The sequence below is a fragment of the Alistipes indistinctus YIT 12060 genome (assembly GCF_025144995.1).
In the GTDB taxonomy this organism is placed as follows: Bacteria; Bacteroidota; Bacteroidia; order Bacteroidales; family Rikenellaceae; genus Alistipes_A; species Alistipes_A indistinctus.
The window spans coordinates 1,647,004-1,673,093 of record NZ_CP102250.1; the positions used below are offsets into that span (position 1 = coordinate 1,647,004).

Annotated in this window: 20 protein-coding genes, 1 tRNA gene and 1 riboswitch; of the genes, 18 read left to right on the forward strand and 3 right to left on the reverse strand. The window is 51.3% G+C overall.

What is annotated here, in order from left to right; all coding sequences use genetic code 11:
* The first annotated feature begins 169 nt into the window (after positions 1-169).
* The 9 genes from NQ495_RS06995 to NQ495_RS07035 all read left to right on the forward strand — a co-directional run bounded on the left by NQ495_RS06995 (position 170) and on the right by NQ495_RS07035 (position 11,893).
* Positions 170-2,059 (forward strand): methylmalonyl-CoA mutase family protein, encoded by a 1,890-nt coding sequence (locus NQ495_RS06995; RefSeq protein WP_009133665.1) that lies wholly within the window; start codon positions 170-172, stop codon positions 2,057-2,059.
* Positions 2,060-2,073: 14 nt separating this feature from the next.
* Positions 2,074-4,212, forward strand: a complete 2,139-nt coding sequence (scpA, locus tag NQ495_RS07000; protein ID WP_009133664.1) for a methylmalonyl-CoA mutase — start codon at positions 2,074-2,076, stop codon at positions 4,210-4,212.
* A 246-nt stretch (positions 4,213-4,458) separates the two neighbouring features.
* A tRNA-Leu gene (locus NQ495_RS07005) sits at positions 4,459-4,540 on the forward strand.
* A gap of 525 nt (positions 4,541-5,065) precedes the next feature.
* A complete protein-coding gene (locus NQ495_RS07010; RefSeq protein WP_040294176.1) occupies positions 5,066-6,007 on the forward strand; it encodes a Gfo/Idh/MocA family protein in 942 nt (313 codons plus the stop codon).
* A 22-nt stretch (positions 6,008-6,029) separates the two neighbouring features.
* A complete protein-coding gene (locus NQ495_RS07015; protein ID WP_009133661.1) occupies positions 6,030-7,157 on the forward strand; it encodes a DegT/DnrJ/EryC1/StrS family aminotransferase in 1,128 nt (375 codons plus the stop codon).
* A 5-nt stretch (positions 7,158-7,162) separates the two neighbouring features.
* The gene (locus tag NQ495_RS07020) at positions 7,163-7,738 is read left to right on the forward strand and encodes an acyltransferase (protein WP_009133660.1); all 576 of its coding nucleotides are present in this window, start codon (positions 7,163-7,165) and stop codon (positions 7,736-7,738) included.
* A complete protein-coding gene (locus NQ495_RS07025; RefSeq protein WP_009133659.1) occupies positions 7,731-9,008 on the forward strand; it encodes a nucleotide sugar dehydrogenase in 1,278 nt (425 codons plus the stop codon). Before NQ495_RS07020 ends, NQ495_RS07025 begins: the two co-directional genes overlap by 8 nt.
* A gap of 16 nt (positions 9,009-9,024) precedes the next feature.
* Positions 9,025-10,533, forward strand: a complete 1,509-nt coding sequence (locus tag NQ495_RS07030; RefSeq protein ID WP_009133658.1) for an oligosaccharide flippase family protein — start codon at positions 9,025-9,027, stop codon at positions 10,531-10,533.
* Positions 10,534-10,687: 154 nt separating this feature from the next.
* The gene (locus tag NQ495_RS07035; RefSeq protein WP_009133656.1) at positions 10,688-11,893 is read left to right on the forward strand and encodes a glycosyltransferase; all 1,206 of its coding nucleotides are present in this window, start codon (positions 10,688-10,690) and stop codon (positions 11,891-11,893) included.
* An 819-nt stretch (positions 11,894-12,712) separates the two neighbouring features.
* Here NQ495_RS07035 and NQ495_RS07040 read toward each other — a convergent pair.
* The gene (locus NQ495_RS07040; RefSeq protein WP_040294173.1) at positions 12,713-13,438 is read right to left on the reverse strand and encodes a helix-turn-helix domain-containing protein; all 726 of its coding nucleotides are present in this window, start codon (positions 13,436-13,438) and stop codon (positions 12,713-12,715) included.
* Between the two features lie 353 nt (positions 13,439-13,791).
* Here NQ495_RS07040 and NQ495_RS07045 point away from each other — a divergent pair, with 353 nt between their 5' ends.
* Positions 13,792-14,520, forward strand: coding sequence for an ABC transporter permease (locus NQ495_RS07045; protein WP_009133654.1), 729 nt, complete (start codon positions 13,792-13,794; stop codon positions 14,518-14,520).
* A gap of 75 nt (positions 14,521-14,595) precedes the next feature.
* Here the strand turns inward: NQ495_RS07045 and NQ495_RS07050 are convergent, their stop codons facing one another.
* Positions 14,596-15,606 (reverse strand): LacI family DNA-binding transcriptional regulator, encoded by a 1,011-nt coding sequence (locus NQ495_RS07050; protein ID WP_009133653.1) that lies wholly within the window; start codon positions 15,604-15,606, stop codon positions 14,596-14,598.
* A gap of 178 nt (positions 15,607-15,784) precedes the next feature.
* Between NQ495_RS07050 and rbsK the strand changes: the two genes are divergently transcribed.
* The 6 genes from rbsK to NQ495_RS07080 all read left to right on the forward strand — a co-directional run bounded on the left by rbsK (position 15,785) and on the right by NQ495_RS07080 (position 23,283).
* A complete protein-coding gene (gene rbsK / locus NQ495_RS07055) occupies positions 15,785-16,714 on the forward strand; it encodes a ribokinase (protein WP_009133652.1) in 930 nt (309 codons plus the stop codon).
* 28 nt (positions 16,715-16,742) lie between these two features.
* Complete coding sequence (locus NQ495_RS07060; protein ID WP_009133651.1) at positions 16,743-18,320, forward strand: ADP-ribosylglycohydrolase family protein; 1,578 nt, start codon at positions 16,743-16,745, stop codon at positions 18,318-18,320.
* 133 nt (positions 18,321-18,453) lie between these two features.
* On the forward strand, positions 18,454-19,356 hold the full coding sequence (locus tag NQ495_RS07065; protein WP_009133650.1) for an alpha/beta hydrolase: 903 nt from the start codon (positions 18,454-18,456) through the stop codon (positions 19,354-19,356).
* Positions 19,357-19,494: 138 nt separating this feature from the next.
* The gene (locus tag NQ495_RS07070) at positions 19,495-21,018 is read left to right on the forward strand and encodes an ADP-ribosylglycohydrolase family protein (protein WP_009133649.1); all 1,524 of its coding nucleotides are present in this window, start codon (positions 19,495-19,497) and stop codon (positions 21,016-21,018) included.
* Between the two features lie 93 nt (positions 21,019-21,111).
* Positions 21,112-22,116 carry a GRP family sugar transporter gene (locus NQ495_RS07075; RefSeq protein WP_009133648.1) on the forward strand — a complete coding sequence of 335 codons (1,005 nt, stop codon included), beginning with the start codon at positions 21,112-21,114 and terminating at the stop codon, positions 22,114-22,116.
* 57 nt (positions 22,117-22,173) lie between these two features.
* Positions 22,174-23,283, forward strand: a complete 1,110-nt coding sequence (locus NQ495_RS07080) for a metallophosphoesterase family protein (RefSeq protein ID WP_009133647.1) — start codon at positions 22,174-22,176, stop codon at positions 23,281-23,283.
* Between the two features lie 96 nt (positions 23,284-23,379).
* On the opposite strand, the gene NQ495_RS07085 is transcribed toward NQ495_RS07080, so the two are convergent.
* Entirely contained in the window at positions 23,380-24,549 is a 1,170-nt protein-coding gene (locus NQ495_RS07085; protein WP_040294172.1) for a carboxymuconolactone decarboxylase family protein, read from the reverse strand.
* Positions 24,550-24,819: 270 nt separating this feature from the next.
* Positions 24,820-24,889: riboswitch (Fluoride riboswitch) on the forward strand.
* 40 nt (positions 24,890-24,929) lie between these two features.
* Between NQ495_RS07085 and crcB the strand changes: the two genes are divergently transcribed.
* Both crcB and NQ495_RS07095 read left to right on the forward strand, forming a co-directional pair.
* Positions 24,930-25,307 carry a fluoride efflux transporter CrcB gene (gene crcB / locus NQ495_RS07090; RefSeq protein ID WP_009133645.1) on the forward strand — a complete coding sequence of 126 codons (378 nt, stop codon included), beginning with the start codon at positions 24,930-24,932 and terminating at the stop codon, positions 25,305-25,307.
* A 61-nt stretch (positions 25,308-25,368) separates the two neighbouring features.
* The gene (locus tag NQ495_RS07095) at positions 25,369-26,061 is read left to right on the forward strand and encodes an iron-sulfur cluster assembly scaffold protein (protein ID WP_009133644.1); all 693 of its coding nucleotides are present in this window, start codon (positions 25,369-25,371) and stop codon (positions 26,059-26,061) included.
* Positions 26,062-26,090: the final 29 nt, after the last annotated feature.

Genomic DNA, 26,090 nt, shown 5'->3' on the forward strand with positions numbered 1-26,090 from the left:
CCGGCCGCAGACAAATTTACATTTTTTCTTCTGATAAAACCGGTTCCGACGGGCGCTTTTGCCAAAATAAACGCCCTTTTTCAACATTGTTAATAAAAAAACAGTAACTTTGGGGGTCTTTTCCGAATTTGGTACAACTCGATAACTTTTCAAATAACTCATTTTTATTATGGCAAATAATAAGGAAGAAAAGCTGTTTGGCCTGTTTCCTCCCGTCACCACCGAGCAGTGGGAGGCAGCGATCACAACAGACCTGAAAGGAGCCGACTACGAGCGCAAACTCGTATGGAGAACGGCCGAGGGCTTCAACGTGCGCCCGTATTACCGCGCCGAGAATCTCAAGGACGTAGCCTTCCTGGGCAGCAAGTGCGGGGAATTCCCCTACGTGCGCGGCACGAAAAAGGACAACAACTGGCAGATACACCAGACTATCGGCGTGGAATGCCCCAAAGAGGCGAATGCCGAAGCCACCCGCGCGCTGACCAAAGGCGCCGAGTCGATCGGTTTCTGCATTGCCAGCAAGGAGTTCTCGGCAGCCGACCTCGACACGCTACTCAAAGGAATTTCGCTGAAGACCACCGAACTCACCTTCTGTGGCTGCGGTGTGAAAACCGTTGCGGAACTGTTCGCCGACAAACTCAAGAACTCGGACTTGAATCCCGAAGAGGTGAAGGTGAATTTCGTGATCGATCCGATCATCAACAAACTCACGCTCAAAGGCAAACTGGGATGCAAAGAAGGTGCCCCCAAAGCTTTCTCCACAATTGCCGACCTGATTAAAAAGGTTCCGCAGTACAAACGCGTCCGCTTCGTCGGCGTCAACGGCCAGCAGTTCAACAACTGCGGTTCGACGATCGTCCAGGAACTGGCCTTCACGCTGGCCGTAGGCCACGAATATGTCGTAAAACTGATGGAGCAGGGGCTCACGATCGACCAAGCGGCTCCTTCGATCCGCTTTACGATGTCGGTCAGCTCGAATTATTTCATGGAGATCGCGAAGTTCCGCGCCGCACGTATGTTGTGGGCCAACATCATGGCCCAGTACAAACCGACCCGCGGTTGCGCGAGCAAAATGAAAATCCACGCTGTAACGTCGAAATGGAACATGACCGTTTACGACCCTTACGTCAACATGCTCCGCGGTACGACCGAAGCGATGAGCGCCGCCATCGCAGGCGTGCACTCGATCGAGGTACGCCCGTTCGACGAGGCTTACGAAAAACCGACCGACTTCTCGACCCGTATCGCCCGCAACGTGCAGTTGCTGCTGAAAGAGGAATCGCACTTCAACCAGGTGTGCGACGCCGCAGGCGGATCGTATTACATCGAGAACCTGACGGCTTCGATTGCCGAACAAGCCTGGAAATTGTTCAAAGAGGTCGAAGACAGAGGCGGTTATATCGCGGCTTTCGAAGCCGGATTTATCCAGGACCAGATCGAGGCTTCCGCCGCGACCAAAGATAAAAACATCGCGACCCGCCGGGAAACCCTGCTGGGGACCAACCAATTCCCGAACTTCCTCGAAGTAGCCGGGCAAGAGGTCACTGCCGAAACGGTTACTCCGGGCGACAAAGCCAAATGCTGCTGCTCGGGCAAACCGGTCGAAGGCGGCGTGCGCCCGCTGCGTCCATACCGCGGCGCCATGGCATTCGAACAGATGCGCTTGAGCGTCGACCGCAGCGGAAAAGAGCCCAAAGCGTTCATGCTCACCTGCGGCTCGTTGGCATTTGCCCGCGCCCGCGCGCAGTTCTCCTGCAACTTCTTCGCCTGCGCCGGCATCCGCGTACAGGACAACACTTACTTCAAGAGCCTCGAAGAGGGTGTTAAAGCGGCACTCGACGCCAAAGCCGACATCGTTGTGATCTGCGCCGCAGATGACGATTATGCGACACTCGCTCCCGAAGCAGCCAAAATGATCGGCGACAAGGCAATCTTCGTGGTGGCCGGCGCACCGGCCTGCATGGCCGACCTCGAGGCACAGGGGATCAAAAACTTCATCCACGTTAAGTCGAACGTGCTGGAGACACTGAAGTATTACCTTAAAGAGCTGGGCATCTAATCCCGAAGAGTATTATGAGAGCAAAATTTTCAGATTTGACATACGAAGGCACCACGGCTAAGAGCTGCTGCAGTGCCAAAGATTGCGGGGAGGCCCAGCCCTGGGTAACCCCCGAACAGATTACCGTCAAGGGCACCTACACGGCCGAAGACCTCGAGGGAATGGAGCACCTGAACTATGCGGCAGGTATCGCACCGTTCCTGCGCGGCCCTTACAGCACGATGTACGTGATGCGTCCGTGGACGATCCGCCAGTACGCCGGCTTCTCGACCGCCGCCGAATCCAACGCATTCTACCGCCGTAACCTCGCCTCGGGCCAGAAAGGCCTGTCGGTGGCGTTCGACCTCGCTACGCACCGCGGCTACGATGCCGACCATCCGCGCGTAGTGGGCGACGTCGGCAAAGCCGGCGTATCGATCTGCTCGGTAGAGGATATGAAAGTGCTGTTCGACGGCATTCCGCTGAACAAAATGTCCGTGTCGATGACCATGAACGGCGCCGTACTGCCGGTATTGGCCTTCTACATCGTGGCCGGCCTCGAGCAGGGCTGCACGCTCGACCAGCTCAGCGGCACGATCCAGAACGACATCCTCAAGGAGTTCATGGTGCGCAACACCTACATCTACCCGCCCGAATTCTCGATGAAGATCATCGCCGACATTTTCGAATACACGTCGAAGAACATGCCCAAATTCAACTCGATCTCGATTTCGGGTTACCACATGCAGGAAGCGGGCGCCACGGCCGATATCGAGCTGGCTTACACGCTGGCCGACGGTCTGGAGTACCTGCGCACCGGTGTAAACGCCGGCATGAGCGTGGACACGTTTGCACCACGCCTGTCGTTCTTCTGGGCCATCGGCATGAACCACTTCATGGAAATCGCCAAGATGCGCGCCGCACGTCTGCTGTGGGCGAAGATCGTCAAGCAGTTCGACCCGAAGAACCCCAAATCCCTCGCACTGCGTACCCACTCGCAGACTTCGGGCTGGTCGCTCACCGAACAGGATCCGTTCAACAACGTGGGCCGTACCGCGATCGAAGCCATGGCCGCCGCACTGGGACATACCCAATCACTGCATACCAATGCCCTCGACGAGGCGATCGCGCTGCCGACCGACTTTTCGGCCCGCATCGCACGTAACACACAGATCTACATCCAGGAAGAGACCAATATCTGCCGCGAGGTCGATCCCTGGGCCGGTTCTTACTACGTGGAGAGCCTCACCAACGAGATCGTACACAAGGCATGGAACCTGATTCAGGAAGTCGAGAAACTGGGCGGTATGGCCAAAGCCATCGAAACCGGCATTCCGAAGATGCGTATCGAGGAGGCAGCCGCGCGCAAGCAGGCACGCATCGACTCGGGCATCGACACGATCGTCGGCATCAACCGCTACCGTCTGGAGAAGGAAGATCCGATCGACATCCTCGACGTGGACAATACGGCCGTACGCGAGTCGCAGATCAAACGCCTGAACGAATTGCGCGCAAACCGCGACGAAGCGAAGGTAAAAGCTGCATTGGCCGCAATCACCGAGTGCGTGAAGACCAAGAAAGGCAATCTGCTCGAACTGGCCGTCGAAGCCGCCAAAGTCCGCGCATCATTGGGCGAGATCTCCGATGCCTGCGAAGAGGTCGTAGGCCGCTACAAAGCCGTTATCCGTTCCATTTCAGGTGTATATTCTGCAGAAGTGAAAAACGACGAAAGATTTGCCGAAGCCAAGGCTTTGGCCGAGAAGTTCGCGAAAAAGGAGGGCCGCCAACCCCGTATCATGGTGGCTAAACTGGGTCAGGACGGTCACGACCGCGGCGCCAAGGTAGTTGCAACCGGTTATGCAGACATCGGATTCGACGTCGACATGGGCCCGTTGTTCCAAACTCCGGCCGAAGCGGCAAAACAGGCTGTCGAGAACGACGTACACGTAGTCGGCGTATCTTCACTGGCTGCGGGTCACAAGACACTCGTACCGCAGATCGTCGGCGAACTGAAGAAGCTGGGCCGCGAAGACATCGTAGTAATCGTAGGCGGCGTGATTCCGCACCAAGATTACGACGCACTGTACAAAGCAGGTGCAGCGGCCATCTTCGGCCCCGGCACGCCGATTGCCACGGCTGCGATCAAAATCCTGGAAATCTTGTTGGACGAGTAGTCATCCCTCCAATAACAACCGAACATTCCATCCGTTCGGCCGAAACAGCCAAGGAGCACCCTTACTGGTGCTCCTTGGCTGTTTTTATTCCTAATCCCCTATTTAGATTTAGAGAGCTTCGTTTCCGCCTCCGCAGCGATAATCCGCCGAATTACAGTTCATGTATTGCGCTTCAATTTAGACTTTGCATTTGCAGATAATGAATTTATCGCTATCTTTGTTCGCTCAACGGTCGTAACCGTCTATGCCCGGATGGCGGAATCGGTAGACGCGTTGGTCTCAAACACCAATGGAGCAATCCGTGCCGGTTCGATCCCGGCTCCGGGTACTTTTTAAAACCTCAATGATTTGGTTTGCAAATCATTGAGGTTTTTATTTTGGGCAAAATTTGGGCGCTTTTTATTTGACATTTAAAACTATAAAAGATTTTTCTACTAACAATCCTGATTATTAGTTTTACTAATCATTGAGGCAAACAAAAGAAGCAACTTATAAACGAGTTACACCTGCATGACTTAATCTAAGTCAATGCAGATAATAATGATTTCGAATATATTTTATTTGTCTGATCAGAGCCAACGACCACTACTTTTCTCATCCATTTTTCTCCTGCATTCCACGCTTTTTGATTATTCTGGAAGAAACCCATATATAAATCCAACAGCCCGAACTTGAAATAGACATGTGCAGTATCATAAATAAACATCGTTTTTAAACGCAAATTCAAAGCCAGCCATCTGGAATCTCTCCACTTTTGAATAATATTTTTTGAAATTCCATTTTGTTGGTTTTTATATCTTAAATAAAACTATTATTCGATTTGTTATACTATTTTTGTGAACTTTTTAATAAAATGGTTAAAGTTGATTTTGGCATATCAAAATTTGCTATTGTAGGCATGGCCGGATATATAGCTCCGCGCCATCTCGATGCCATAAAGAATTCGGAGTGTGATCTGGTCGCGGCTCATGACGTAGCAGATAGCGTGGGAATTATGGACAGATATTTCCCTCATGCGGATTTTACCACCGATGCGGATAAATTCGCAGGTATACTCAAGCATGGGAACATCGATTACCTGACTGTATGTACTCCGAACTATCTTCATTGCCGACATTCCATTCTCGGACTGCGGAACGGAATGAACGTGATATGCGAAAAGCCGTTAGGCCTGCGTTCTGCGGATCTCGACACCATGGCTAGCATGGAGCGTACATCCAACCGCCGCATATATCCCATATTGCAGTTACGCTTACATCCCGAAATCCAGAGACTCAGACAATATGTGGACAGCACACCTGCAGATTTTACACATGATGTGGAATTAACCTATATAACGCCGCGAGGAAAATGGTATGCGGCGTCATGGAAAGGCGATGTCGCAAAAAGCGGTGGGGTCGTGTTCAACATCGGCATCCATTTTTTGGATATTCTGATTTGGATATTCGGCGATTTTCTGAATGCTGCCGTACATCATTCAGCAGCAGACTCCGTCTCAGGCGTAATAGAATTGCAAAAGGCACGAGTGAAATTCTTTCTGAGTGTCAATCCGGCGCACGCCTCATTGAAAAGCGTTGACGGGAAGATGACACCATGCAGATGTCTGACGATAAACGGTGTGGGCTTCAATTTTACCGACGGGTTTACGGACCTGCACACTTTGAGCTATCGGAGGATTCTCGAAGGCAAAGGCTTTTCAATTGAAGACGCGAGACCGTCAATATCGGCAGCCGAAAAAATATGCCACACACCTCTGTCGAAAGTACTGAATGACTGTCATCCGTTAATCAAGTAAGGAATCGCAAAATCTGTGTGCAATGATAAAAATGGTTGATTTGCATAAACAGGACGGGTGTATCCGCAATGACATCGATAAAGCCATAGCAGACGCGGTAGATGAATGTGCTTTTATCAAAGGGACTGAAGTCGGGACGTTCGAGGCGGAATTGGCCCACTATGTGAATGCGAAATATTGTATCAGTTGCGGCAATGGCACGGATGCGATTACATTGGCTTTAATGGCTGTCGGGCTACGGCCGGGTGACGAAGTGATTGTTCCCGCATTCTCGTTTGTGGCTGCGGCGGAAGCCGTGGCGCTGCTTGGCGGCAAGCCCGTGTTTGCAGATATAGATCCGCGTACTTTCAACATTGACTGCGAGAGTGTAGAGAGAGTCGTATCGAAACGGACAAAGGCCATCATCCCGGTTCATTTGTTCGGTCAGCCGTGCAATATGACCGGTTTAATGAAAATTGCATCGAACACGGGAATCGTATTGATCGAAGACAATGCCCAGTCGTTGGGTGCAAAATGTATCTTCCCGGATGGTTCAAAGCAATTTGCGGGCACAGTCGGAACAATAGGCTGCACTTCTTTTTTCCCGAGTAAAATTCTTGGTTGTTATGGCGACGGCGGTGCCGTGTTTACCGACAGCCGGGAGCTTGCCGAAAAGATCAAAGCTCTTGCAAGCCATGGACAGAGCATAAAATATCGTCATGAGTATATCGGTCTGAATTCCCGTCTCGACACTGTACAGGCGGCTGTTCTGCGCGTGAAATTGCCTCATGTCGACAAATGGATTTTCCATCGACGCCGGGCGGCAGCTAACTATAACGATATGCTCAGTGATTTGGAAATGATAGGTCTGCCGCATGAAGACAGCGTGGGAATACACGTATATCACCAATATACGCTGACCGTACCTGAAGATGACCGCGACAAGCTCAGGCGCAGACTGCTGGAAAACGGTATAGAATCGATGGTGTATTATTCGGAAGCGTTGCACACCCAGCCGGCATACAGCGGCGTATGCTCGTACGACAAAGAGATGCTGAATGCCGTAAGACTTCCGGCTTCCGTGCTCTCTCTGCCCATATACGGTAACATTTCGGACATAGATCAGGAAGTAATTGTTGACACCATAAGGAAATTTTACAAACATAACTGACGTATATGCATGACGTGTTTATACATCCGACAGCGATGATTGACGAAGGCGCCAAGATAGGAGCCAAGTGCACGATATGGCACTTCTCACATATCATGAGCGGTGCCAGCCTCGGCGATTCATGCAACATCGGCCAGAACGTGATGGTCGCCCCAAGGGTAATCATAGGCAACAATGTCAAGATACAGAACAATGTGTCGGTATACGAAGGAGTCGTATGCGAAGACGATGTTTTTCTGGGACCATCGTGCGTCTTCACCAACGTAAGGAATCCGAGGAGTGCAATATCACGGCGAGGAAAGTATGAACGCACGATTGTCCGCAAAGGAGTCACGATTGGTGCAAACGCTACTATCGTGTGTGGTGTCGAAATCGGCAAGTACGCCTTCATAGGGGCCGGGGCTGTTGTGACACGCAATGTAGCCGATTACGCGCTGGTCGTCGGTGTGCCGGGACGACAGATAGGATGGATGAGTAGACACGGATACAGGCTCAAATTCGATGACGACGGCAATGCCGTATGTCCCGAATCAGGAATCAGATATGTGAAGCGCGGTAATATGGTTCTTGAATATGAATGACAGATTTGCAATATACGAGAATCTTAAGACGCGACGAACTTCTGTTGCCGTCATCGGTCTAGGTTATGTGGGGCGGCCTGTTGCCGAAGCTTTCGCCCGCCATTTCGATGTCGTGGCCTATGATATTTCGCAAGAGCGTATCAATCATATAAAAAGCTCCTCTCCCGTCAAACATGATACAGTGCATTTCACAAGCGACGCCAACGACCTTGACAAAGCATCGCTATATATCATAACCGTCGGTACTCCGGTCGACGAACTCAAACGTCCCGACTTATCACAGTTGATATCAGTAACCAAAACTGTCGCAGGACATCTGCACCATGGCGACTACGTGGTGTATGAATCGACAGTGTATCCTGGATGCACGGATTCGATCTGTATACCGTTACTGGAGGAACTATCCGGCATTAAGTGCGGGGCCGATTTCAAGGTCGGATATTCTCCCGAGCGGATAAATCCCGTTGACACGGAACACACTTTCCGGAATACGGTGAAGATAGTGTCTGGAGTCGACCACGACACATCGACTATGCTTCAAAAGATATATCGGCATGTGATTCAAGCTGATGTGGTCTGTGCGTCAGGCATCAGAGTCGCCGAGGCCTCAAAAATCGTTGAAAATACGCAACGCTGCGTCAACATTGCACTGATGAATGAGATGTCGCGTTTGTTTTCGCAAATGGATATAAACTTCAGCGAAGTGTTGGACATGGCATCAACAAAATGGAATTTCGTCGATTATCGTCCCGGGCTGGTAGGCGGACATTGTATTCCGGTAGATCCGTATTATCTTATCGCAGAATCAGCAAGGTTAGGGCTGGATGCACCCTTGACGAAATCGAGTTGTTCGGTCAATGACGGAATGGCGGATTACATTGTCCGATCACTGCTTTCCATATTAAACAGCCGAACATCATGTGCGCCGCACAAGGTGCTTATCATGGGATTCACTTATAAGGCTAATTCCGACGACATTCGTAATCCGGCTGTCGCAGAGATGTATGCAATCTTTACGGCCGCAGGACTTTCGGTCGATATCATCGATCCACATGCCGATGTCGCATCCGTAAAGGGAACCTTCGGGATAGAGTTGTCGGCAGTTCCCAGTCCTCTATATGATTTGATTATCGTCACGATAGGACATGACGAATACCTCGAACTCGATGAAGATTATTTCATCGGAATTGCAAGGCGCGACGCAATATTGGCGGATATAAAGGGAATTTACCGGAACAGAATCTCAAAAATAGGATATTGGACGCTATAAGACGACGATTAGCGTTATGTACGGCACTGCAAAATATCAATTGCCTGCGGGCGGCAAAAGCCGTACATCCGAATCAATTTGGTTGGGATTGGCCCGTATGCTGTCGTTGGGAATGTCATTTGTGCTGGCGGCAATACTGAGCCGTTACATGACGGTTGACGGGTATGGAACATATCGTCAGGTTCTGTACGTATACACGACTCTGTTGACGTTTTTTGCTTTCGGGCTACCCCAGTGCTATTCGTATTTTCTTTCTGTCCGTCCTGTCAATGAAGGACGATCTATAATCAAAAAACTTAACTCGCTATTTATATTTATCGGCGCGTTATTTTCACTCCTGTTGTTTTTCGGGTCCGACCTGATTGCTGATATACTTAAAAACCGGCAACTGGCTGAATCCCTCAGATGGTTTGCTCCTACTCCGATGCTTATGATGCCCATTATCGGGATAGAGGGAATCCTCGTTGTTTACAAACAAGCTCACCTGGTTTTCATTTACGTATTGCTGAGTAAAATTTTCACCATATCCTGCGTATTGGCGGCAGTATATGTTTCAGGAGCATCTGCCGTCAATGCAATCATAGGACTGGTGTTAGCATACGCAATGACAAGCTTTGTTGGATTCAGACTGATGTACCGGCCATTCAAGGATATTGCAGTATTGCAAAGCTGCATCAGCATTAAAGATATTTTTTCGTATTCGATCCCCGTCTTCAATGCAAGTGTCTATGGGTTTATCATAGGGTCTGCAAGCCAGTTTTTTGTAAGCCGCTATTTTGGAGTGGCAGAGTTCGCGCAATTTGCCAATGGCTTTATGGAACTGCCTTTTGCCGGAGTGATTATCGCCGTGATAGCTTCGGTGATGCTACCGGAGTTTTCCAGGATGTATGCTGCCGGAACGGCGAAAGAAGAGTATATTTTACTATGGAACCGGACGGTATTTCAATCGGCATCGCTCATCTATCCCATCTCGATATTCTGTTTCATTTTCGCCGAAGATATTATTACCTGTCTGTATGGACCTAAATATGGTATTGCATCGGATTTATTCCGGATAATCACCATCATCAATATCGCTCGTATATTGCCGTACAGGCCTATCATGTTTGCACTTGGAAAGGGCAAATTGTTTGCCGATATTCATTTGTTCACTGCGGTTCTCGTTGTCGGTCTCGACATTGCCTGTGTCAATTTCTTTCCGTCTGTAACAGGCATTGCATTGATATCGACAGGAACAACCTTGTTATGTCTATACCTGTTGATGATGTCGGTGTCTAAAATGTTAGGCACCAATGTCGGCTCCCTCATGCCTTGGCGTAAATTGGGGATATTACTTGTGTGCTCGTTATGCTCAGGACTAGCATCCAAAACGGCAACGACAATTTTCGGCACGGCGACGCATGGGATGTCTTTAGGGTTGGGAGGTATCGTATTCATCCTTGGATATGGCTGCCTGTCCTATCTTGCAGGCATCAGGTATTCGCATTTCATCACGCAAATACTATCAATCTTGAAACTAAAATAAATGCTGATTATATGAATCATACTCATCTTGTATTGGTTGTTTTTAATAACTCGCCGCTATTTATCAACAATATCATCAATATACTAATATTCAGCGAATAACACATTACAGGTGACATTTTTTAATTAAATCTTAAACAGCTTCTAAAAAATATATGAAAAAAGGCGTTTTTATTTATGGTTTAACAGATGTAAAATCAATCTCAAAACCAACAGGTGTAGACAAGAAAGTACTGGCACAAATCCATGCGATTAATGCCGCAGGACTGAATTGTAAACATTTTTACACCAAAAGAGAATCATGGGTTTCCCCTACATTAAATAAGAAAGCTCCTTGGTGTAATTTTCCATCTTTTAGATGTTTTTCAAGAGTTCAAAAATTTTTTTTTAAAAACATCAAACGTGTTTTTTTTCGTCTTCCTTTTGGATATTCATTGGACGATCCTTTATCTCGATATCATAAAATGTTCGATGGCAATGATTTTTTCTACATTCGAAGGATGGGGATGTCTTTAAATCAACTACTTGTCATCCGAAAAATCAGGAAGCGGAATCCAAAAGCCAAAATTCTTTATGAAATCCCCACCTATCCATACAAAAAAGAATTAAAAAAACGATGGATAGATTATCCACTCTGGTGGAAAGAACGAACATATATGCCAATACTACATCGATATGTTGATCGGATAGTAACGATAAGCAAAGATGAAAGACTATTCGGAATGCCTACAATACCAATAATCAATGGGATCAATCTTGATACGATCCATCCTATAAAACCCGTACCCGAAGATGGCGCCATTCATATTGTAGCAGTAGCCATGTTTTGTTGGTGGCACGGTTATGACCGCCTTATACGGGGATTAGGGGAATATTATGCATCAGGAGGAGAACGCCCGATAGTACTTCATCTAATAGGAGGCGGACCTTTTACAACAGAGTTCACTATTTTAGCCAAACGTTATGGAGTATCAGACAAAGTAATCATACATGGCTATAAAACCGGAGCTGAACTTGATGAGATATATGATCTTTGTCACCTGGGAGTCATCTCTTTAGCAACAGAAGACAAAGATATTTATATCCACTCAACACTCAAAAGCCGAGAATACTTGGCAAAAGGACTTCCAACGATAGCAACCGGAACGACAGATGTATTTATTGGGACAGACTACCCGTACAACCTTGAACTGCCAACAGATACAAACAGTGTAAACATACAGTCCGTCATATCTTTTTATGACTCTATTTATTGTACAAAAACTCGTCAACAAGTAATTGCCGAAATCCGAGCTTTTGCTGAGCGCCACATCGATATGAATATAACAATGGAACCAGTTATACGTTATCTATCCTCCTAAATTAAAAACTTAGATTCAAATACAAAGGATTCAAAGTTTCATCGACAAGGCAGCCTCATCAAAACAATATTTTTAATAATTAAATAGCGGAGATGCATGATGAAATGTCAAATTTCCCATTCAAAAAGTCTTTGTGGAGAATGACAACAAAGATTTGCTGTATGGGAACGTGAAATTTTAAACAATGCAGATCTTGTCACAACAGTATCAAAATCTTAATACTTGATGATTTCCAGTCTCATTACTCATTAAGTAATCATGATCGCTTTCTTGAGATTAGAAATAATTCTTGTTAAATTCAAGGGTTTGTACTTTGACGATTTTAGCTGTTTCAATCCCGGCTACGGGTACGTTTTTGTCTTGTTTTCATGAGCTCACTACGACCGCAAATCCGTAGGTTCGTCGACCCAAGTGTTTTTCAAAAATCTTTCCACCAACTGTCCCGCACCTTGCTGACTCACTTGAATCGCCCATCAGTCGAAATATCCATCCGCATACAAACCTGAAATTCCTATTCCTCTGGTATTCTCCGTTGCGTACAACGAATAGAATTGGTTGGTTGGATGCGAATAGACGGTCGTTCCGTTGGCATTGGTAATCTGGTAGCCGGGCGGACAAACATTGGTACTCGAAGTCGTGGTCTCTGCCGGCCAGCCAACCGCTCCCACCGGCGAATACAAGGTCGTTGGGGTCGTCCATCGCTTGAAAAATCCGGCATGCGAAGGATAGCTCACAAACGAACCATCATGGATCCTACATTGTAGACGCTCCTTTGGGAGAAACAGCTATTACTCTTGTAAAATCGAATATTCCCGTGATTTATTGATCCGATTTGTCGGTGTAACGATTCCGGATCTGGAGCGGAGTGGCATTGAAATACTGCTTGCAATAGGCATTCAGGTGCGATTGATCGGTAAAACCGAATTCGGCTGCAATAGCCTTGATCGGCACCGTTTTATCTAAAAGGCGGTTCTTGATTTTAGCACTCTTTTGCTGCAGCATCCACCGGTAAGGCGGTACATCGAAGTGTTTGGTGAACAGTTTTTTGAAATTGGGGAGACTATAACCGCAAAGGTTGGCCAGTTCCTGTACCGTCTTGGCATGCTCATAGTTTCTCCGGACCAGGGTATCAAAAGCGAGGTCCTTATATAAAACCGGATAGAAGAACCGTGCCAATTCTTCTGCGGGATAAAACAACCTGTATATAACTGAAATTTCAATGGCTTTCGCATCATACAGGTGGTTACAGCACGCCCCCTGTTCCAGGTAATACATGACCGATTCCGCAAAACGACGCATGGCCGGTTTCATTTCCAACGTATTGAACTGATACTTTACAGACCGGATGCTCTTCCATACGTTCTCGGCTTGTATATCGTCGCATACATGATAATGGGTCGTGAAATTGATCACGAACAGTTTGACCTGGGTCAGCGCCATGACACGATACTCCCGGTTATAGCCGAGTAAAACCATTTCATCCTGCTTACCTATGTCAGTACCTTCCGCATGGACGATTTCGATCTCTCCGCCGATGATGAACAATAAATGTCCGGACTCAGAGTCAAAATCGATTTGCGCACCGGGCTGGAATACCTGGACCCAAAAGCGGCGGCGATTGCTTTGGCAACCGGCACGGCAAGTCTCACAGGCAGGCCTGATCGTTGTGTTTATTTCAGTCATAAACGTCCTGTGGCGGCATTAACGGTGATTTCAAATATAATCCGAAAGTTCGGTCAAAGAATATGCCAAGCATGAAAGATTAAAACGCTACGCCGCATTCCTGCAAAACTATTATATAAAATTTATAAAACCCGGCATACCCTTTCCCAAAACAGTTTGCAAATCCGAAATAATTAGCCGACGACCAGAAATCCACAAACCTGCAGGAAGAATACATGGTCAACCGGAAGGGACTTAAAGCGCTGGGATACGACTCTCCCGAGGAGATCATAGGCAAGACCCTGCGGATCGAACACGAAGCGGTCGGCTACATCCCGCAGGGAGTCGTCTGCGGCGTGACCAACGACTTCAACTACACCAGCATGCGCGAGGAATCGATCCCTATGATCATCATGCAACGTCCGCTGTTCCTGCACAACATCATGGTCCGGCTCAACCCCGACCAACCCAGGGCCCTGGAGACCTTCAACAACGTCTGGAAAGAGATTTTCCCCGATTACCCGGCCCGCTATGCGTTCATCGGCGACGTGTACGGCCAGATATTCCGCAACGAGCTGAACGCAGGGAAACTGGTCCGCATTTTCTCTTTGCTGTGCCTGCTGATCGCCAACCTCGGCCTGATTATCTACATGGCCTTCATCATCAAGCTCCGGACCAAGGAGATCGGCATCCGCAAAGTGAACGGCGCCCGATCGGGCGAAATCATCCTGAGGCTGAACCGCAGCTTTATATGGCTGATCGTATCGGCGTTCGCGGTCGCCACTCCGGCCGCCTATATCATCCTGCAACGATGGCTCCGGAATTTCGCTTACAAAACGAGCCTCGACTGGTGGATTTTCGCCGGTGCCGGGATAACCGTCCTGCTCCTGTCCGGGATCGCCGTCTCGTGGCAAAGCTGGCACGCGGCAACCGCCAATCCGGCGAACGCGATCCTGCAAGAATAAACCCGGGTGGATCGGTCAACGGCCCGCAGCATCCTGGCGGCAATACCGACTCGCCATACGATATCCGGGACATTCTCAAAGTCGTTTTACGGACTTCCCCTCTATAATCTGCGCCGGGAGTTTGATCTGCTGGGGTACCGATTGCTTATCGCTCAACCGTTCCATCAGGATCTTCACCGCGAGCTGGCTGATCTCTTTGGTCGGCTGCGAGATACGGGTGACGGCCGGATGCAGGAAATCCAGAAATAGGTTGTTGTCGAACGACAGGATCGAAACATCGTCCGGGATTCGCAGCGAAGATTCCCCGATCGCCCGGATCGCCCCGAGCATAATGGTATTGCTCAGCGCGAAGATCGCGGTGGGCCGGGCGGGGCTCCCGATAGCCAGCTTGGTCTCCAGATATCCGTTGGTAATGGAGTAGTCGTTGCCGGCGATACGGCTCCGGGTGTCGAAACCCGACTCCCTCAAAGCATCGATATATCCTTTGACCCGCTCTTTCGAGGGCATCGAATGGGGAACGCCGCGGATGCAAAGAATCTCTTTGTGGCCGTTTTCGATCAGCAGTTTGACCCCATCCAGGGCTCCCCGGTAATTATCCGTGCAGATATAAGAAAGCGAAGTATCCTCAAAATAGCGGTCGATCAGGACGATGGGGGTTTGTTCGTCGATCTTTTCGAGGCTCTCCGGCCTCTCGCCGCACGGAACGAGTATAATGCCGTCGATGCTGCGGGTCAGCAGCGTATTGATACACTCGCTTTCGTTACCTTCATCCTCAAGCGTATCGAGCAATATCACGGTGTAGCCGTACCGCTTGGCTTCAAAGACGATTTCACTGGCGATCGTAGCGAAATAAGGGTTGTCGATACTGGGGATCAGCAGCCCGATCGTGTAGGTTTTATTGGTGCGCAAACTTTGCGCAAGAATACTCGGCTTGTAATCGATGCGTTTGGCTTCGTCCATTACCCGCTTGACGGTTTTCGCGCTGATGCGATATTGTTCGTGCTTGCCGTTCAACACCCTCGAAACAGTCGAAATCGAAACTCCAGTGCGTCTGGCAATACTTTTCAGGTTATTCTCTGGACTCATAGCCGGATAAAATTTTACCGAAGATAAGAGAATTATTTGGAATTATAAATATTTTTCTTTACCCTTGTGAAGAAGCACAATCGTTTGAGCAAATAAACAGACCTATTTTAGCGCAACAAATTGCGCACGAGCTGGCGATTCATTCACAAAAAAGCGGAAACGAATAATTACGGGCAGGATGAAAAGCGAAAACAAACATATAGTCGTGGTCGGAAGCATTAACACCGACATGACCGTGAAATCCGGCAAACTGCCGCGTCCGGGCGAAACGGTGCTCGGCGGCGTATTTTTCAAAAATCAGGGGGGCAAGGGCGCAAACCAGGCGGTAGCCGCCGCACGGCTGGGCGCCTCCGTGAGGATGATCGCCAAAGTGGGGAAAGACGCTTTCGGAGAGGAATCCGTCGCTTCGCTGGCCCGCGAGGGAGTCGATACCGCCGGTATCCTGACCGATGCGGAGCACCCCTCGGGCATCGCGATGATTTTGGTAGACGACCGCGGGGAAAATATGATTTCGGTGGCTTCGGGAGCCAACCTCGCGCTGACGCCCGAAGAACTCGGCGCGGTCGAAGAGATCATCCGTTCGGCGGGCATCGTCCTCATGCAACTCGAAATTCCGATGCCGGTGATCGAATACGTCGCCCGGATGGCGAAACAGCACGGCGCGACGGTAATCCTCAACCCTGCCCCGGCTCCGAAACAGCAACTCCCGCCCGAACTGCTGGCCCATGTGGACATCCTCATTCCGAACCAGACGGAAGCCGAACTGATCTCGGGCACCGCCGTGAACGATTACGAAAGTGCGGCGGCGGCGGCCGGGAAAATCGGGCAAATGGGGGTCCGGACCGTAATCATCACCATGGGTGCCCACGGCGTGTTCGTTTACGACAGCGAGAGCGGAAATTCGGAAATAATCGTTGCGAAACGGGTCAAGGCGACCGACACCACAGCGGCCGGGGACTGCTTTTGCGGAGCGCTGTCCGTAGCGCTCAACGAGGGCCGGCCGTTGAATGAGGCACTGGACTTCGCCAACCGTGCAGCGGCGATTTCCGTCACGCGCCGGGGAGCGCAACCGTCACTGCCTTACCTGCACGAAATGTCAACGCGATAAAACATTAACCTAAAATAACAGAACCTTGATGAAACGTTTACTTGTTTTTGTACCGCTGCTGGCGGTTTTCCTGTCGTCCTGTAACCATTCCGGCAATTCCTCGCGGCTGCCCGAGAGTGTAACTATGTCGAAAGAGGTGCTTCTCGATAAAATCAAGGGAGGCTGGGCCGGCCAAACCATCGGATGTTCCTACGGAGGGCCCACCGAATTCGACTTCAAGGGCGGCATGATTACGAATTACACCCCGATCCCGTGGCCGGACGGTTATATCAAATGGTGGTACGAAACTTCCCCGAGTCTGTACGACGATGTGTATATGGACCTGACGTTCGTGGAGGTATTCGACCGTCTCGGCCTCGATGCCCCGGTGGATTCCATCGCGATGGCTTTCGCAACGGCCGAATACCGCCTGTGGCACGCAAACCAGGCGGCCCGCTATAACATCCTGAACGGGATTATGCCCCCCGAGTCGGGACACTGGCTCAACAACCCCCATGCAGACGACCTCGACTTCCAGATCGAAGCCGATTTCGCAGGACTGATGAATCCAGGAATGCCCAACAGCGCATCCGAAATTTCGGATAAGGTAGGACATATCATGTGCTACGGCGACGGTTGGTACGGCGGGGTTTATGTCGGGGCGATGTATGCGCTGGCTTTTGTCTCGGACGATATGGAGTTCGTGGTGACCGAGGCGCTGAAAACGATTCCCAAGGAGAGCAAATTCTACCAATGCATCAACGACGTGATCGGCTGGCACAAGCAATACCCCGACGACTGGCAGCAGACCTGGTTCGAAGCCACCCGGAAGTGGAACGAGGACGTGGGCTGTCCCAGCGGCGTATTCGGCTCTTTCAACATCGACGCCGTCATCAACAGCGCCTATATCGTAATCGGACTGCTGTACGGGGAAAAAGACTTCTTCAAAACGATGGATATCGCCACCCGCTGCGGCCAGGACTCGGACTGCAACCCGGCATCTGCGGCGGGCGTCCTGGGCACGATGATCGGATACAGCAACATCCCCGAATACTGGATGAAAAACCTGCGCGAGGTGGAAGATATGGATTTCGCCTTCACGCATACCTCCCTGAATAAAGTCTACAACACCGGCTTCCGCCACGCGCTGGAGATGATTCAGCGGAACGGGGGCACGGTTTCAGGCGACGAAGTGACCATCAAATGCCAGAATCCCGTCCCGGTACGCCTCGAACAATCTTTCGAAGGACATTATCCGGTAGAGGCCCGGGAGATGAATATACCGATGACGAAGTTGGACACGATCGAATTCGAAGGCACCGGTGCCGTGTTCCGCGGGAAATTGCAGTGCGAGGACCAGAATTACGTAGCCGAAGTGGATTTCTATCTCGACGGGCAGTTCGTCGAGCAGGCCAAGCTGCCGGTTGCATTCCATGACCGCCGCCAGGAGATCTGCTACAAGTACCAACTCCCGAAAGGCAAACATAAGGCGACGCTCAAATGGAAAAATCCCAGGCCGGATGCGACTTTCGATTTCACCTACCTTTTGGTCTATTCGGATGCCCCGCGCGTAGATGACCACGCCCGCCTGCAGGCGGAGAGCATGAACAAGCAACCCGTAAAATAGTAAAGCCAGACTGTACAGCCATTTCGGGAAGCGTTCCGGGAGATGCCAGCAAGACCTGGTCATGCACGCTGTAGCATCCGTCTCATGCAAACCGAACCGAACTTTCCGGGCTGCCAGATAAACGTCGCGTACCATGAAAAACAGCATCAGAACGGCAGTCATCATCTGTTTCGCGTTTCTGGGAGCCCTGCCCCTGCGGGGGCAGGAGCTTTCCCTGGAAATCCCGCTGTGGGCGACCCCGCCCACGGAGAACAACGGGCTGACGGGCCCCGAAACGAAGGTAGGATCGAAAGGGTTCACGGCAAATGTTAGTTATCCGGTACTGAAGGTCTACCGGGCAGATGCGGCCCGGAACACCGGGACAGCCGTATTGATCGCACCCGGCGGCGGATACGGTGCGCTCGCGATGCGGCAGGAGGGCGACCCGTTCGCCGCGTGGCTGGCCGGACAGGGCATCACCGGCGTGGTGCTGAAATACCGCATGCCCAACGGACACCACCGCATCCCGCTCGAAGATGCCAAACAGGGCATGAGGCTGATCCGGGAACACGCCCGGGAGTGGCAAATCGATACCGCCCGAATCGGCGTGATGGGTTTTTCGGCCGGCGGACACCTCGCCGCAACGCTGCTGACCCGCTATGAAGCGACCTCTCGCCCGGCTTTCGGCATCCTGTTCTATCCGGTCATATCGTTCGACGACCGGTGGGCCCACCGGGGATCAGTCCAAAACCTGCTGGGAGCCGACTCGACCGAAACAATGAAAACCTACTATTCAAACGAATTGCAAGTCACGCCGCAAACCCCGCCGACCCTGCTCCTGCTGTCGAATAACGACGGAACCGTAAAACCCCGGAACTCCATCATGTTTTATGAAGCCCTGCGGGAAAACCGGGTGCTTACCGCCCTGTATATCTTTCCTTCCGGCGGTCACGGTTGGGGCTTTCGGGATACTTTCGCCTACCACGAAATCATGAAGACACTGATACTGCAATGGATCGCCGAATTATGGCCCGAACAGGCCAGTGCGCCAAAATAAACCCGCTGCGGGTTCGCCCCATAGCGGACTCCGCCGCCGATACGCAGTCCCTTTCGGCGATGCATTGCGACATACCGTCACAGCCTCCCCGGACGAAATGAGAACTTTTCAAATCATTCACTTAAACAGAAAAGCTTGATGAAACGTTTACTTTTCCTCGTACCGTTACTGACGATTTATTTATCGTCCTGCCACCGTTCCGGTGGCAACGCTCAACTACCCGCAAATGTAACCCTGTCGAAAGAGGTGCTGCTCGACAAGATCAAGGGCGGCTGGGCCGGTCAGGCTATCGGTTGTACTTACGGAGGGCCGACCGAATTCAAGTACACGGGAAGCCTGATCCCGGAGTATGTACAAATCGACTGGAACGATACCATAATGAAATTGTGGTACGAAAAAGCCCCCTGGCTATATGACGACGTATACATGGATGCCACCTTCGTGAAGGTTTTCGACAGCCTGGGACTGGATGCCCCGGTGGACGCCTTCGCAGATGCCTTCGCGCATGCAGGATATTCGCTGTGGCATGCCAACCAGGCAGCCCGCTACAACCTGCTCAACGGCATCAAGGCGCCTGAATCGGGCCACTGGAAGAATAATTTCCATGCAAACGACATCGACTTTCAGATCGAAGCCGACTTCGCCGGGCTGATGGCCCCGGGCATGGTCAATTCGGCAGTCGGCGTGTGCGATAAGATCGGACACATCATGAACTACGGGGACGGCTATTACGGAGGCGTCTACGTCGCCGCCATGTATGCGCTGGCCTTCGTTTCGGACGATGTAGAATTCGTCGTGAACGAAGCCTTGAAAACCATCCCGGCAGAAAGCGAATTCCACAAGTGCATCTCCGATGTGCTCCGTTTCCACAAACAGTATCCCGACGATTGGAAACAGACCTGGTTCGAAATCGAGAAAAAATGGGAGGAACATCACTTCTGTTCCGCATTCGATGCCTATAACATCGAGGCGAAAATCAACTCCGCTTACATCGTGATCGGGCTGCTCTACGGACAGGGCGATTTCACCCGGACAATGGATATCTCGATGCGTTGCGGACAGGATTCGGACTGCAATCCGGCCAGCGCCGCAGGTATCCTGGGTACGATGTTCGGATACAGCAAAATCCCGCAGCAATATCTCTCGGCACTGCAGCCGGTGGAGCGACTCGACCTAAGCCATACCGACGCCTCGCTCGCAGACCTCTACGAGATGAGTTACCGCCAGGCCCAGGGAATGATCGAGCGGAATGGCGGCAGTGTAACGGGGGACAGTGTGACGATCGCGGTTCAGCAGCCGGTCGCCGCACCGCTGGAGGTCAGTTTCCCCGGTTTCTATCCGACCAAAATAATCGGTTGGAGAAAGATTCAGGAACAGAAAATCGAGAATCTCGCCTTTACCGGCAAGGGTATCCTCATCAACGGACATGTGAGCGGCCCGGGCGATTATGTCGCCGAAGTAGAATTGATCATCGACGGCCAGGTGGCCGAACGGGCGAAACTTCCGGTCGGATACCTGGAGCGCCGCAACGAACTAGCCTACACGTTCGACATTCCGAACGGGGAGCACACGGCGACCCTCAAATGGCTCAATCCGCAGAAGGATGCCAAGATGACCATCGGCAGCATCATTATCTACGGGGACGCCCCGCAAAAAAAATAAGCTCCCGGAATAGATCCGTAAAATTGCAAATGTGCGCCCCTTTCGCATGTCCGGCGGGGGACAAAAAGGAAAAACCAACTTATAAATACAGCTATGTACATCGTTCAGAGTTATCCGCTGGCCATCCTCTTCTGTTTTATCACGATGCTCTGTTGGGGATCGTGGGGCAATACACAAAAACTTGCAGGCAAGACATGGCGCTACGAGCTATTCTATTGGGATTATGTAATCGGCATCCTGCTCTTCTCACTGGTGTGGGCATTGACTGTCGGCAGTTGCGGTACAGAAGGGCGGAAGTTTCTGCCCGATCTGGCGCAGGCCAGCTGGGGCAATATCGGCAGTGCTTTTGTGGGAGGCGTCGTCTTCAATGCGGCGAATATCCTGCTTTCGGCCGCGATTGCCGTCGCAGGTATGGCCGTGGCCTTCCCGGTGGGAATCGGCCTTGCGCTCGTGCTGGGCGTACTGATCAACTACATCGGGTCGGCCAAAGGCGATCCGGTACTGCTGTTCGGAGGCGTAGCCCTGGTGATCGTGGCCATCGTACTCAACGGCATCGCTTACAAAATGATTTCCCGGGGCAACCGTTCGGCGGCATCGTCGCGGGGAATCGTCCTCGCATTGCTGGCCGGATTGCTGATGTCGTTCTTCTACCGCTTTGTAGCCGCCTCGATGGACCTGGACAATTTTGTAACTCCGGCCGCCGGTAAAATGACGCCTTATTCGGCAATGGTTGTTTTTGCAGTCGGAATCTTCCTCAGCACGTTCATTTTCAACAGTATCGCCATGAAACGTCCTGTAAGCGGAACTCCGGTTTCGATATCGGCTTACTTCAAAGGCGGATTCCCGATCCATCTGGTCGGGGTGCTGGGCGGAGTGATCTGGGGATTGGGCAACGCACTCAACCTGATTGCAGCCGGCAAAGCGGGTGCCGCCATCTCCTACGGTCTGGGGCAGGGTGCTACGTTGGTGGCGGCGCTATGGGGCGTTTTTGTCTGGAAGGAGTTCCGTGGCGGCGGCCGCAGAGTGGACTGGCTCCTGGGATGGATGTTCGCGCTCTTTGTCGCAGGCATCGGGTTGATTATCGCTGCAGGCAATTAACACGTACGACGGACGCCAAAATAATTACAGCCTCGAAATCCAAACGAATTGCGTACAATGACTAAAGATTCAAAATCCAAAACCGAAAATAGGACCATCCCTGTAAACGACAACATGGACCGCCGGACATTCCTCAAACGTTCGGCTTTGGCCGGAATGGCAGGCTTAGCGGCTTCTGTCGCGCCTGTGAATATTCTCGCAAATACAAACATGCCCGAAAAACAGGAGCAATTCCCCGATCTTAAATTCAATTCGAACGGAAAATTCAAAATACTGCAATTGACCGATACGCACTATGTATCGGGCGATCCGAGATCCGAACGGGCACTGAAAAACGTGGCGGAAATGCTCGATACCGAGCGGCCCGATTTAGTCATCCATACAGGAGACGTCATATTCGGCAAACCGGCGGAAGCCTCCCTGCGTGAAATACTGAGTCTGATTGCCGACCGGAAAATCCCGTTCGCCGTCACGCTGGGGAATCACGATGAGGAGTTCGGCAAGAACCGCCGGGAGGTGTTCGATATTATCAGAAGCATTCCCTGCAATATCAATACGCCGGTCAAAGAGATATACGGCGTATCGAACGACATCATCACCCTCTCGTCCACTACCGACGATACCGTAAAATGGGTGTTCTACCTGTTCGATTCCAACCGCCACTCCAAACTGCCCGGAATCAAAGGATACGACTACATCCATTTCGATCAGATCGCCTGGTACCGGAACCACAGCCAGGCTTTCACAAAACGCAACGGAGGCACACCTGTTCCTTCATTGGCATTTTTCCATATCCCGCTGCCCGAATACAACTATGCCACCCGGCTGGACACGCGCCGCGTGATGAAAGGCAACTTCGGAGAAGAACCCTATTCCCCGCATGTAAATTCGGGTCTGTTCGTATCCCTGAAAGAGATGGGGGACGTACAGGCTATCCTGTGCGGACATGACCACGACAACGATTATGCGATGCAGTGGAACGGCATGTTCCTGATGTTCGGCCGTTTCGGCGGTTGCGACACGGTATACAACGACCTGAAACCCAGCGGAGCCCGGGTCATCGAACTGACCGAAGGCGAACCAGGTTTCCGCTCGTGGATCCGGATTTACGGCGAAGGAATCACACAGGATTTAAACTATCCGGAAGATTTCAAAACCGTATTGTAACTACACGATTACCTGTACCGGTTATCCCGGCCCGGGGATTTTGCCATGCCTCGGACTCGGGATAACTGTTTTTTACAGACCTGTTGGCAAATACCGTCATTTGATTTTCAGGCCGGGAATCAACGACCGTGTATCGACCAGCGAGAGCGACTGCACCATATCGAGCGTACCCTGTTTGTATTTTCGAAAATGAGGTGTGGCAATATGCGTTTGATAAGCGGCTTCATCGGCATAAATTTCGAGAATGGTAATCTCATTCGGCCGTTCTTTGTCAGCTACGGCATAAAGAGCCAATACACCCGGTTCCAACCGCATCGAGGCCTCGATCTCCTCTTCGAGGTAAACGTTGTATTCGGCCAGCCGTTCCGGATCGACAGTGATCCGCGACAACCGGACTTTGTTGTCCCGGCTTGGAGACGCCTGCACCGGTTTGGGCAGTTGATCGGCCGATTTTAGCGCATCCAGCGCCTTTGCCGCGGGTGGCAGCCCTATATAAGGCATGCACTGTATAACTGCAGCAGCCAGTATCTCGGGAGTATTCCCGAGTTCCAGGTTGCCGGAAACATGCGAACGAAGCAGACCATCGGCCTCCAACGTGGTAAGCATACAGAACACCAGTAATTCACGCGTTTTCAAATCGAGGCCCTGCCGGGTATAAAAATCCCCGAAGCAGAACCCGGTCAGCAAACGCGCCACATCTCCACCCACGCCGCCCGGCACGTATGTTGTCTTTTGCCCGGCCTCATCGCCATAAAGCCGATGTTGGATGGTCGCCCCCCGCCGGTAACGATCCGCCTCGGTAACCGTCCCCTGTGCTTCCAACGGCAGAGAGATACCCCGCTCCCGGAATACTTCATTGACAACGCTGACGGCATTCAGTGTCTTCGGAAAACCGACAAACGGTGCGCACTGATAGACTGCCTCACGCAGTTCGACGGGCGTGACACCCACCGTGAGAGCTGCTGCTGCATGGGCTTTGAGCTGGGGCAGGGTCTGCATCACCGACAGCACCGTACAAGTAATCAGTTCGCGGGTCTTCAGGTCGAGATCGCCCACAGCGAAAACTTCCCCGAAAATGTATTTCTGGAGAATATCCATCAACTCCGGATCCGTCCCCGTTCCCGTAAGCGCCTCACCCCCGAACAGGGCGGTATAGTTTTTCCTGCAAAGCTCGATTCTGTCCATAGTATCCTCTTTTTGAACTTCCTGCGCGACAGCCGGCCAAGTAAAGACAGCCAGCAAAAACATAATCAATCCTCTTTTCATCGCTTCTCGATTTGATGCCTGACTATTCGACGACATTATTGAATAAACCTCTTTTCCCACTCCCGGGCAGGTTCTAATTCTTCTCCCGTACAAAAATAGAACATCCCGGTAAACGGATTTGTATATAAGTTACAGATAAATATACCCCAATTCAGGTTTGTACAGGCGTTTGCAGTTCCACCCGCCGGTGCGACCAACTATATCCGTCTCAAAATGCTTTCTTATAAGGGTCCTGAACCTTTTTCCAAAGAAAAACCCTATCTTTGCGCCGGAAGTACAGGCAATGGTATCTGCCTTGAACCGCCGCCCGGCCGGGTGCGCTGATGATACCTACAGGGCTTTGAGCCGTATTCTGTTGTAGGTTGAAACAAGCTAAGGATATGATCCGGACTTTAATCTTCATCGGCATGGGCAGTTGCCTGGGAGGCATCGCCCGTTACCTGCTGACCCGTTGGGTACAGGGAAGTACCTCTTCGTCGTTTCCGTACGGGACGTTGGCCGTCAACCTGCTCGGATGCCTCGCCATCGGAATGCTGTACGGACTTTTCGACCGGCACGGATGGATGGGGCCGGAGCTGAGGGCCTTTCTCGTGGTAGGATTTTGCGGCGGTTTCACCACTTTTTCTACCTTTGCACTGGAGAATTTTGCAATGCTGCGCGACGGGAACTGGGTGCCGGCAGCCCTGTATGCCGGGGCCAGTCTGGTGCTCGGTATCGGGGCGGTCTGGCTCGGCGCCGCAACCGTCCGAAGCCTATGAAAGGCTTTAAAGAAAACGACACAAACTACACCAACATATTAACGCATAATAAATCAACGTTATGATCTACACACATGAAGTGCAGCAGATGTGCTGCGTGAAGAAGGGTGCCAACCACCCGTCGGCCCCGATTCCCGAAGAGGGGAAATGGGTACGTTCCAAAGAGATCAAAGACATCTCGGGCCTGACGCACGGTGTGGGCTGGTGCGCCCCGCAGCAGGGAGCCTGCAAGCTGACCCTCAACATCAAAGACGGCATCATCCAGGAAGCGCTGATCGAGACGCTCGGCTGCTCGGGCATGACCCACTCGGCTGCGATGGCATCGGAGATCCTTCCGGGCAAAACGCTGCTCGAGGCACTCAACACCGACCTGGTGTGCGACGCGATCAACACCGCCATGCGCGAACTGTTCCTGCAGATCGTTTACGGCCGTACTCAATCGGCTTTCTCCGAAGGAGGACTTCCCATAGGCGCCTCGCTCGAGGACTTGGGCAAAGGACTTCGCAGCCAGGTCGGCACGATGTTCGGCACCGTGGCCAAAGGCACCCGCTACCTCGAAATGGCCGAAGGCTATTGCACCCGCATGGCCCTCGACGAGAACGACGAGGTGATCGGCTATGAGTTCATCCACCTGGGCAAGATGATGGACATGATCAAAAAGGGCGTGGATGCCAACGAAGCGCTTGAAAAAGCCAAAGGCAGCTACGGCCGTTTCGCCGAGGCCGCTAAATACATCGACCCGCGCAAAGAGTAACCGATTTCCCCGAACTTAAAAAACAAAAG

Bases quoted from the DNA above. Each gene is read 5' to 3' on its own strand.
- NQ495_RS07080 (WP_009133647.1), top strand. From the start codon at position 22,174: ATGACTAAAGATTCAAAATCCAAAACCGAAAATAGGACCATCCCTGTA.
- NQ495_RS07050 (WP_009133653.1), bottom strand. From the start codon at position 15,606: ATGAGTCCAGAGAATAACCTGAAAAGTATTGCCAGACGCACTGGAGTT.
- rbsK (WP_009133652.1), top strand. From the start codon at position 15,785: ATGAAAAGCGAAAACAAACATATAGTCGTGGTCGGAAGCATTAACACC.
- NQ495_RS07010 (WP_040294176.1), top strand. From the start codon at position 5,066: ATGGTTAAAGTTGATTTTGGCATATCAAAATTTGCTATTGTAGGCATG.
- NQ495_RS07075 (WP_009133648.1), top strand. From the start codon at position 21,112: ATGTACATCGTTCAGAGTTATCCGCTGGCCATCCTCTTCTGTTTTATC.
- NQ495_RS07045 (WP_009133654.1), top strand. From the start codon at position 13,792: ATGGTCAACCGGAAGGGACTTAAAGCGCTGGGATACGACTCTCCCGAG.
- NQ495_RS07065 (WP_009133650.1), top strand. From the start codon at position 18,454: ATGAAAAACAGCATCAGAACGGCAGTCATCATCTGTTTCGCGTTTCTG.
- NQ495_RS07085 (WP_040294172.1), bottom strand. From the start codon at position 24,549: ATGAAAAGAGGATTGATTATGTTTTTGCTGGCTGTCTTTACTTGGCCG.
- NQ495_RS07060 (WP_009133651.1), top strand. From the start codon at position 16,743: ATGAAACGTTTACTTGTTTTTGTACCGCTGCTGGCGGTTTTCCTGTCG.
- NQ495_RS07035 (WP_009133656.1), top strand. From the start codon at position 10,688: ATGAAAAAAGGCGTTTTTATTTATGGTTTAACAGATGTAAAATCAATC.
- NQ495_RS07095 (WP_009133644.1), top strand. From the start codon at position 25,369: ATGATCTACACACATGAAGTGCAGCAGATGTGCTGCGTGAAGAAGGGT.
- NQ495_RS07030 (WP_009133658.1), top strand. From the start codon at position 9,025: ATGTACGGCACTGCAAAATATCAATTGCCTGCGGGCGGCAAAAGCCGT.
- NQ495_RS06995 (WP_009133665.1), top strand. From the start codon at position 170: ATGGCAAATAATAAGGAAGAAAAGCTGTTTGGCCTGTTTCCTCCCGTC.
- scpA (WP_009133664.1), top strand. From the start codon at position 2,074: ATGAGAGCAAAATTTTCAGATTTGACATACGAAGGCACCACGGCTAAG.
- NQ495_RS07025 (WP_009133659.1), top strand. From the start codon at position 7,731: ATGAATGACAGATTTGCAATATACGAGAATCTTAAGACGCGACGAACT.
- NQ495_RS07015 (WP_009133661.1), top strand. From the start codon at position 6,030: ATGATAAAAATGGTTGATTTGCATAAACAGGACGGGTGTATCCGCAAT.
- NQ495_RS07020 (WP_009133660.1), top strand. From the start codon at position 7,163: ATGCATGACGTGTTTATACATCCGACAGCGATGATTGACGAAGGCGCC.
- crcB (WP_009133645.1), top strand. From the start codon at position 24,930: ATGATCCGGACTTTAATCTTCATCGGCATGGGCAGTTGCCTGGGAGGC.
- NQ495_RS07070 (WP_009133649.1), top strand. From the start codon at position 19,495: ATGAAACGTTTACTTTTCCTCGTACCGTTACTGACGATTTATTTATCG.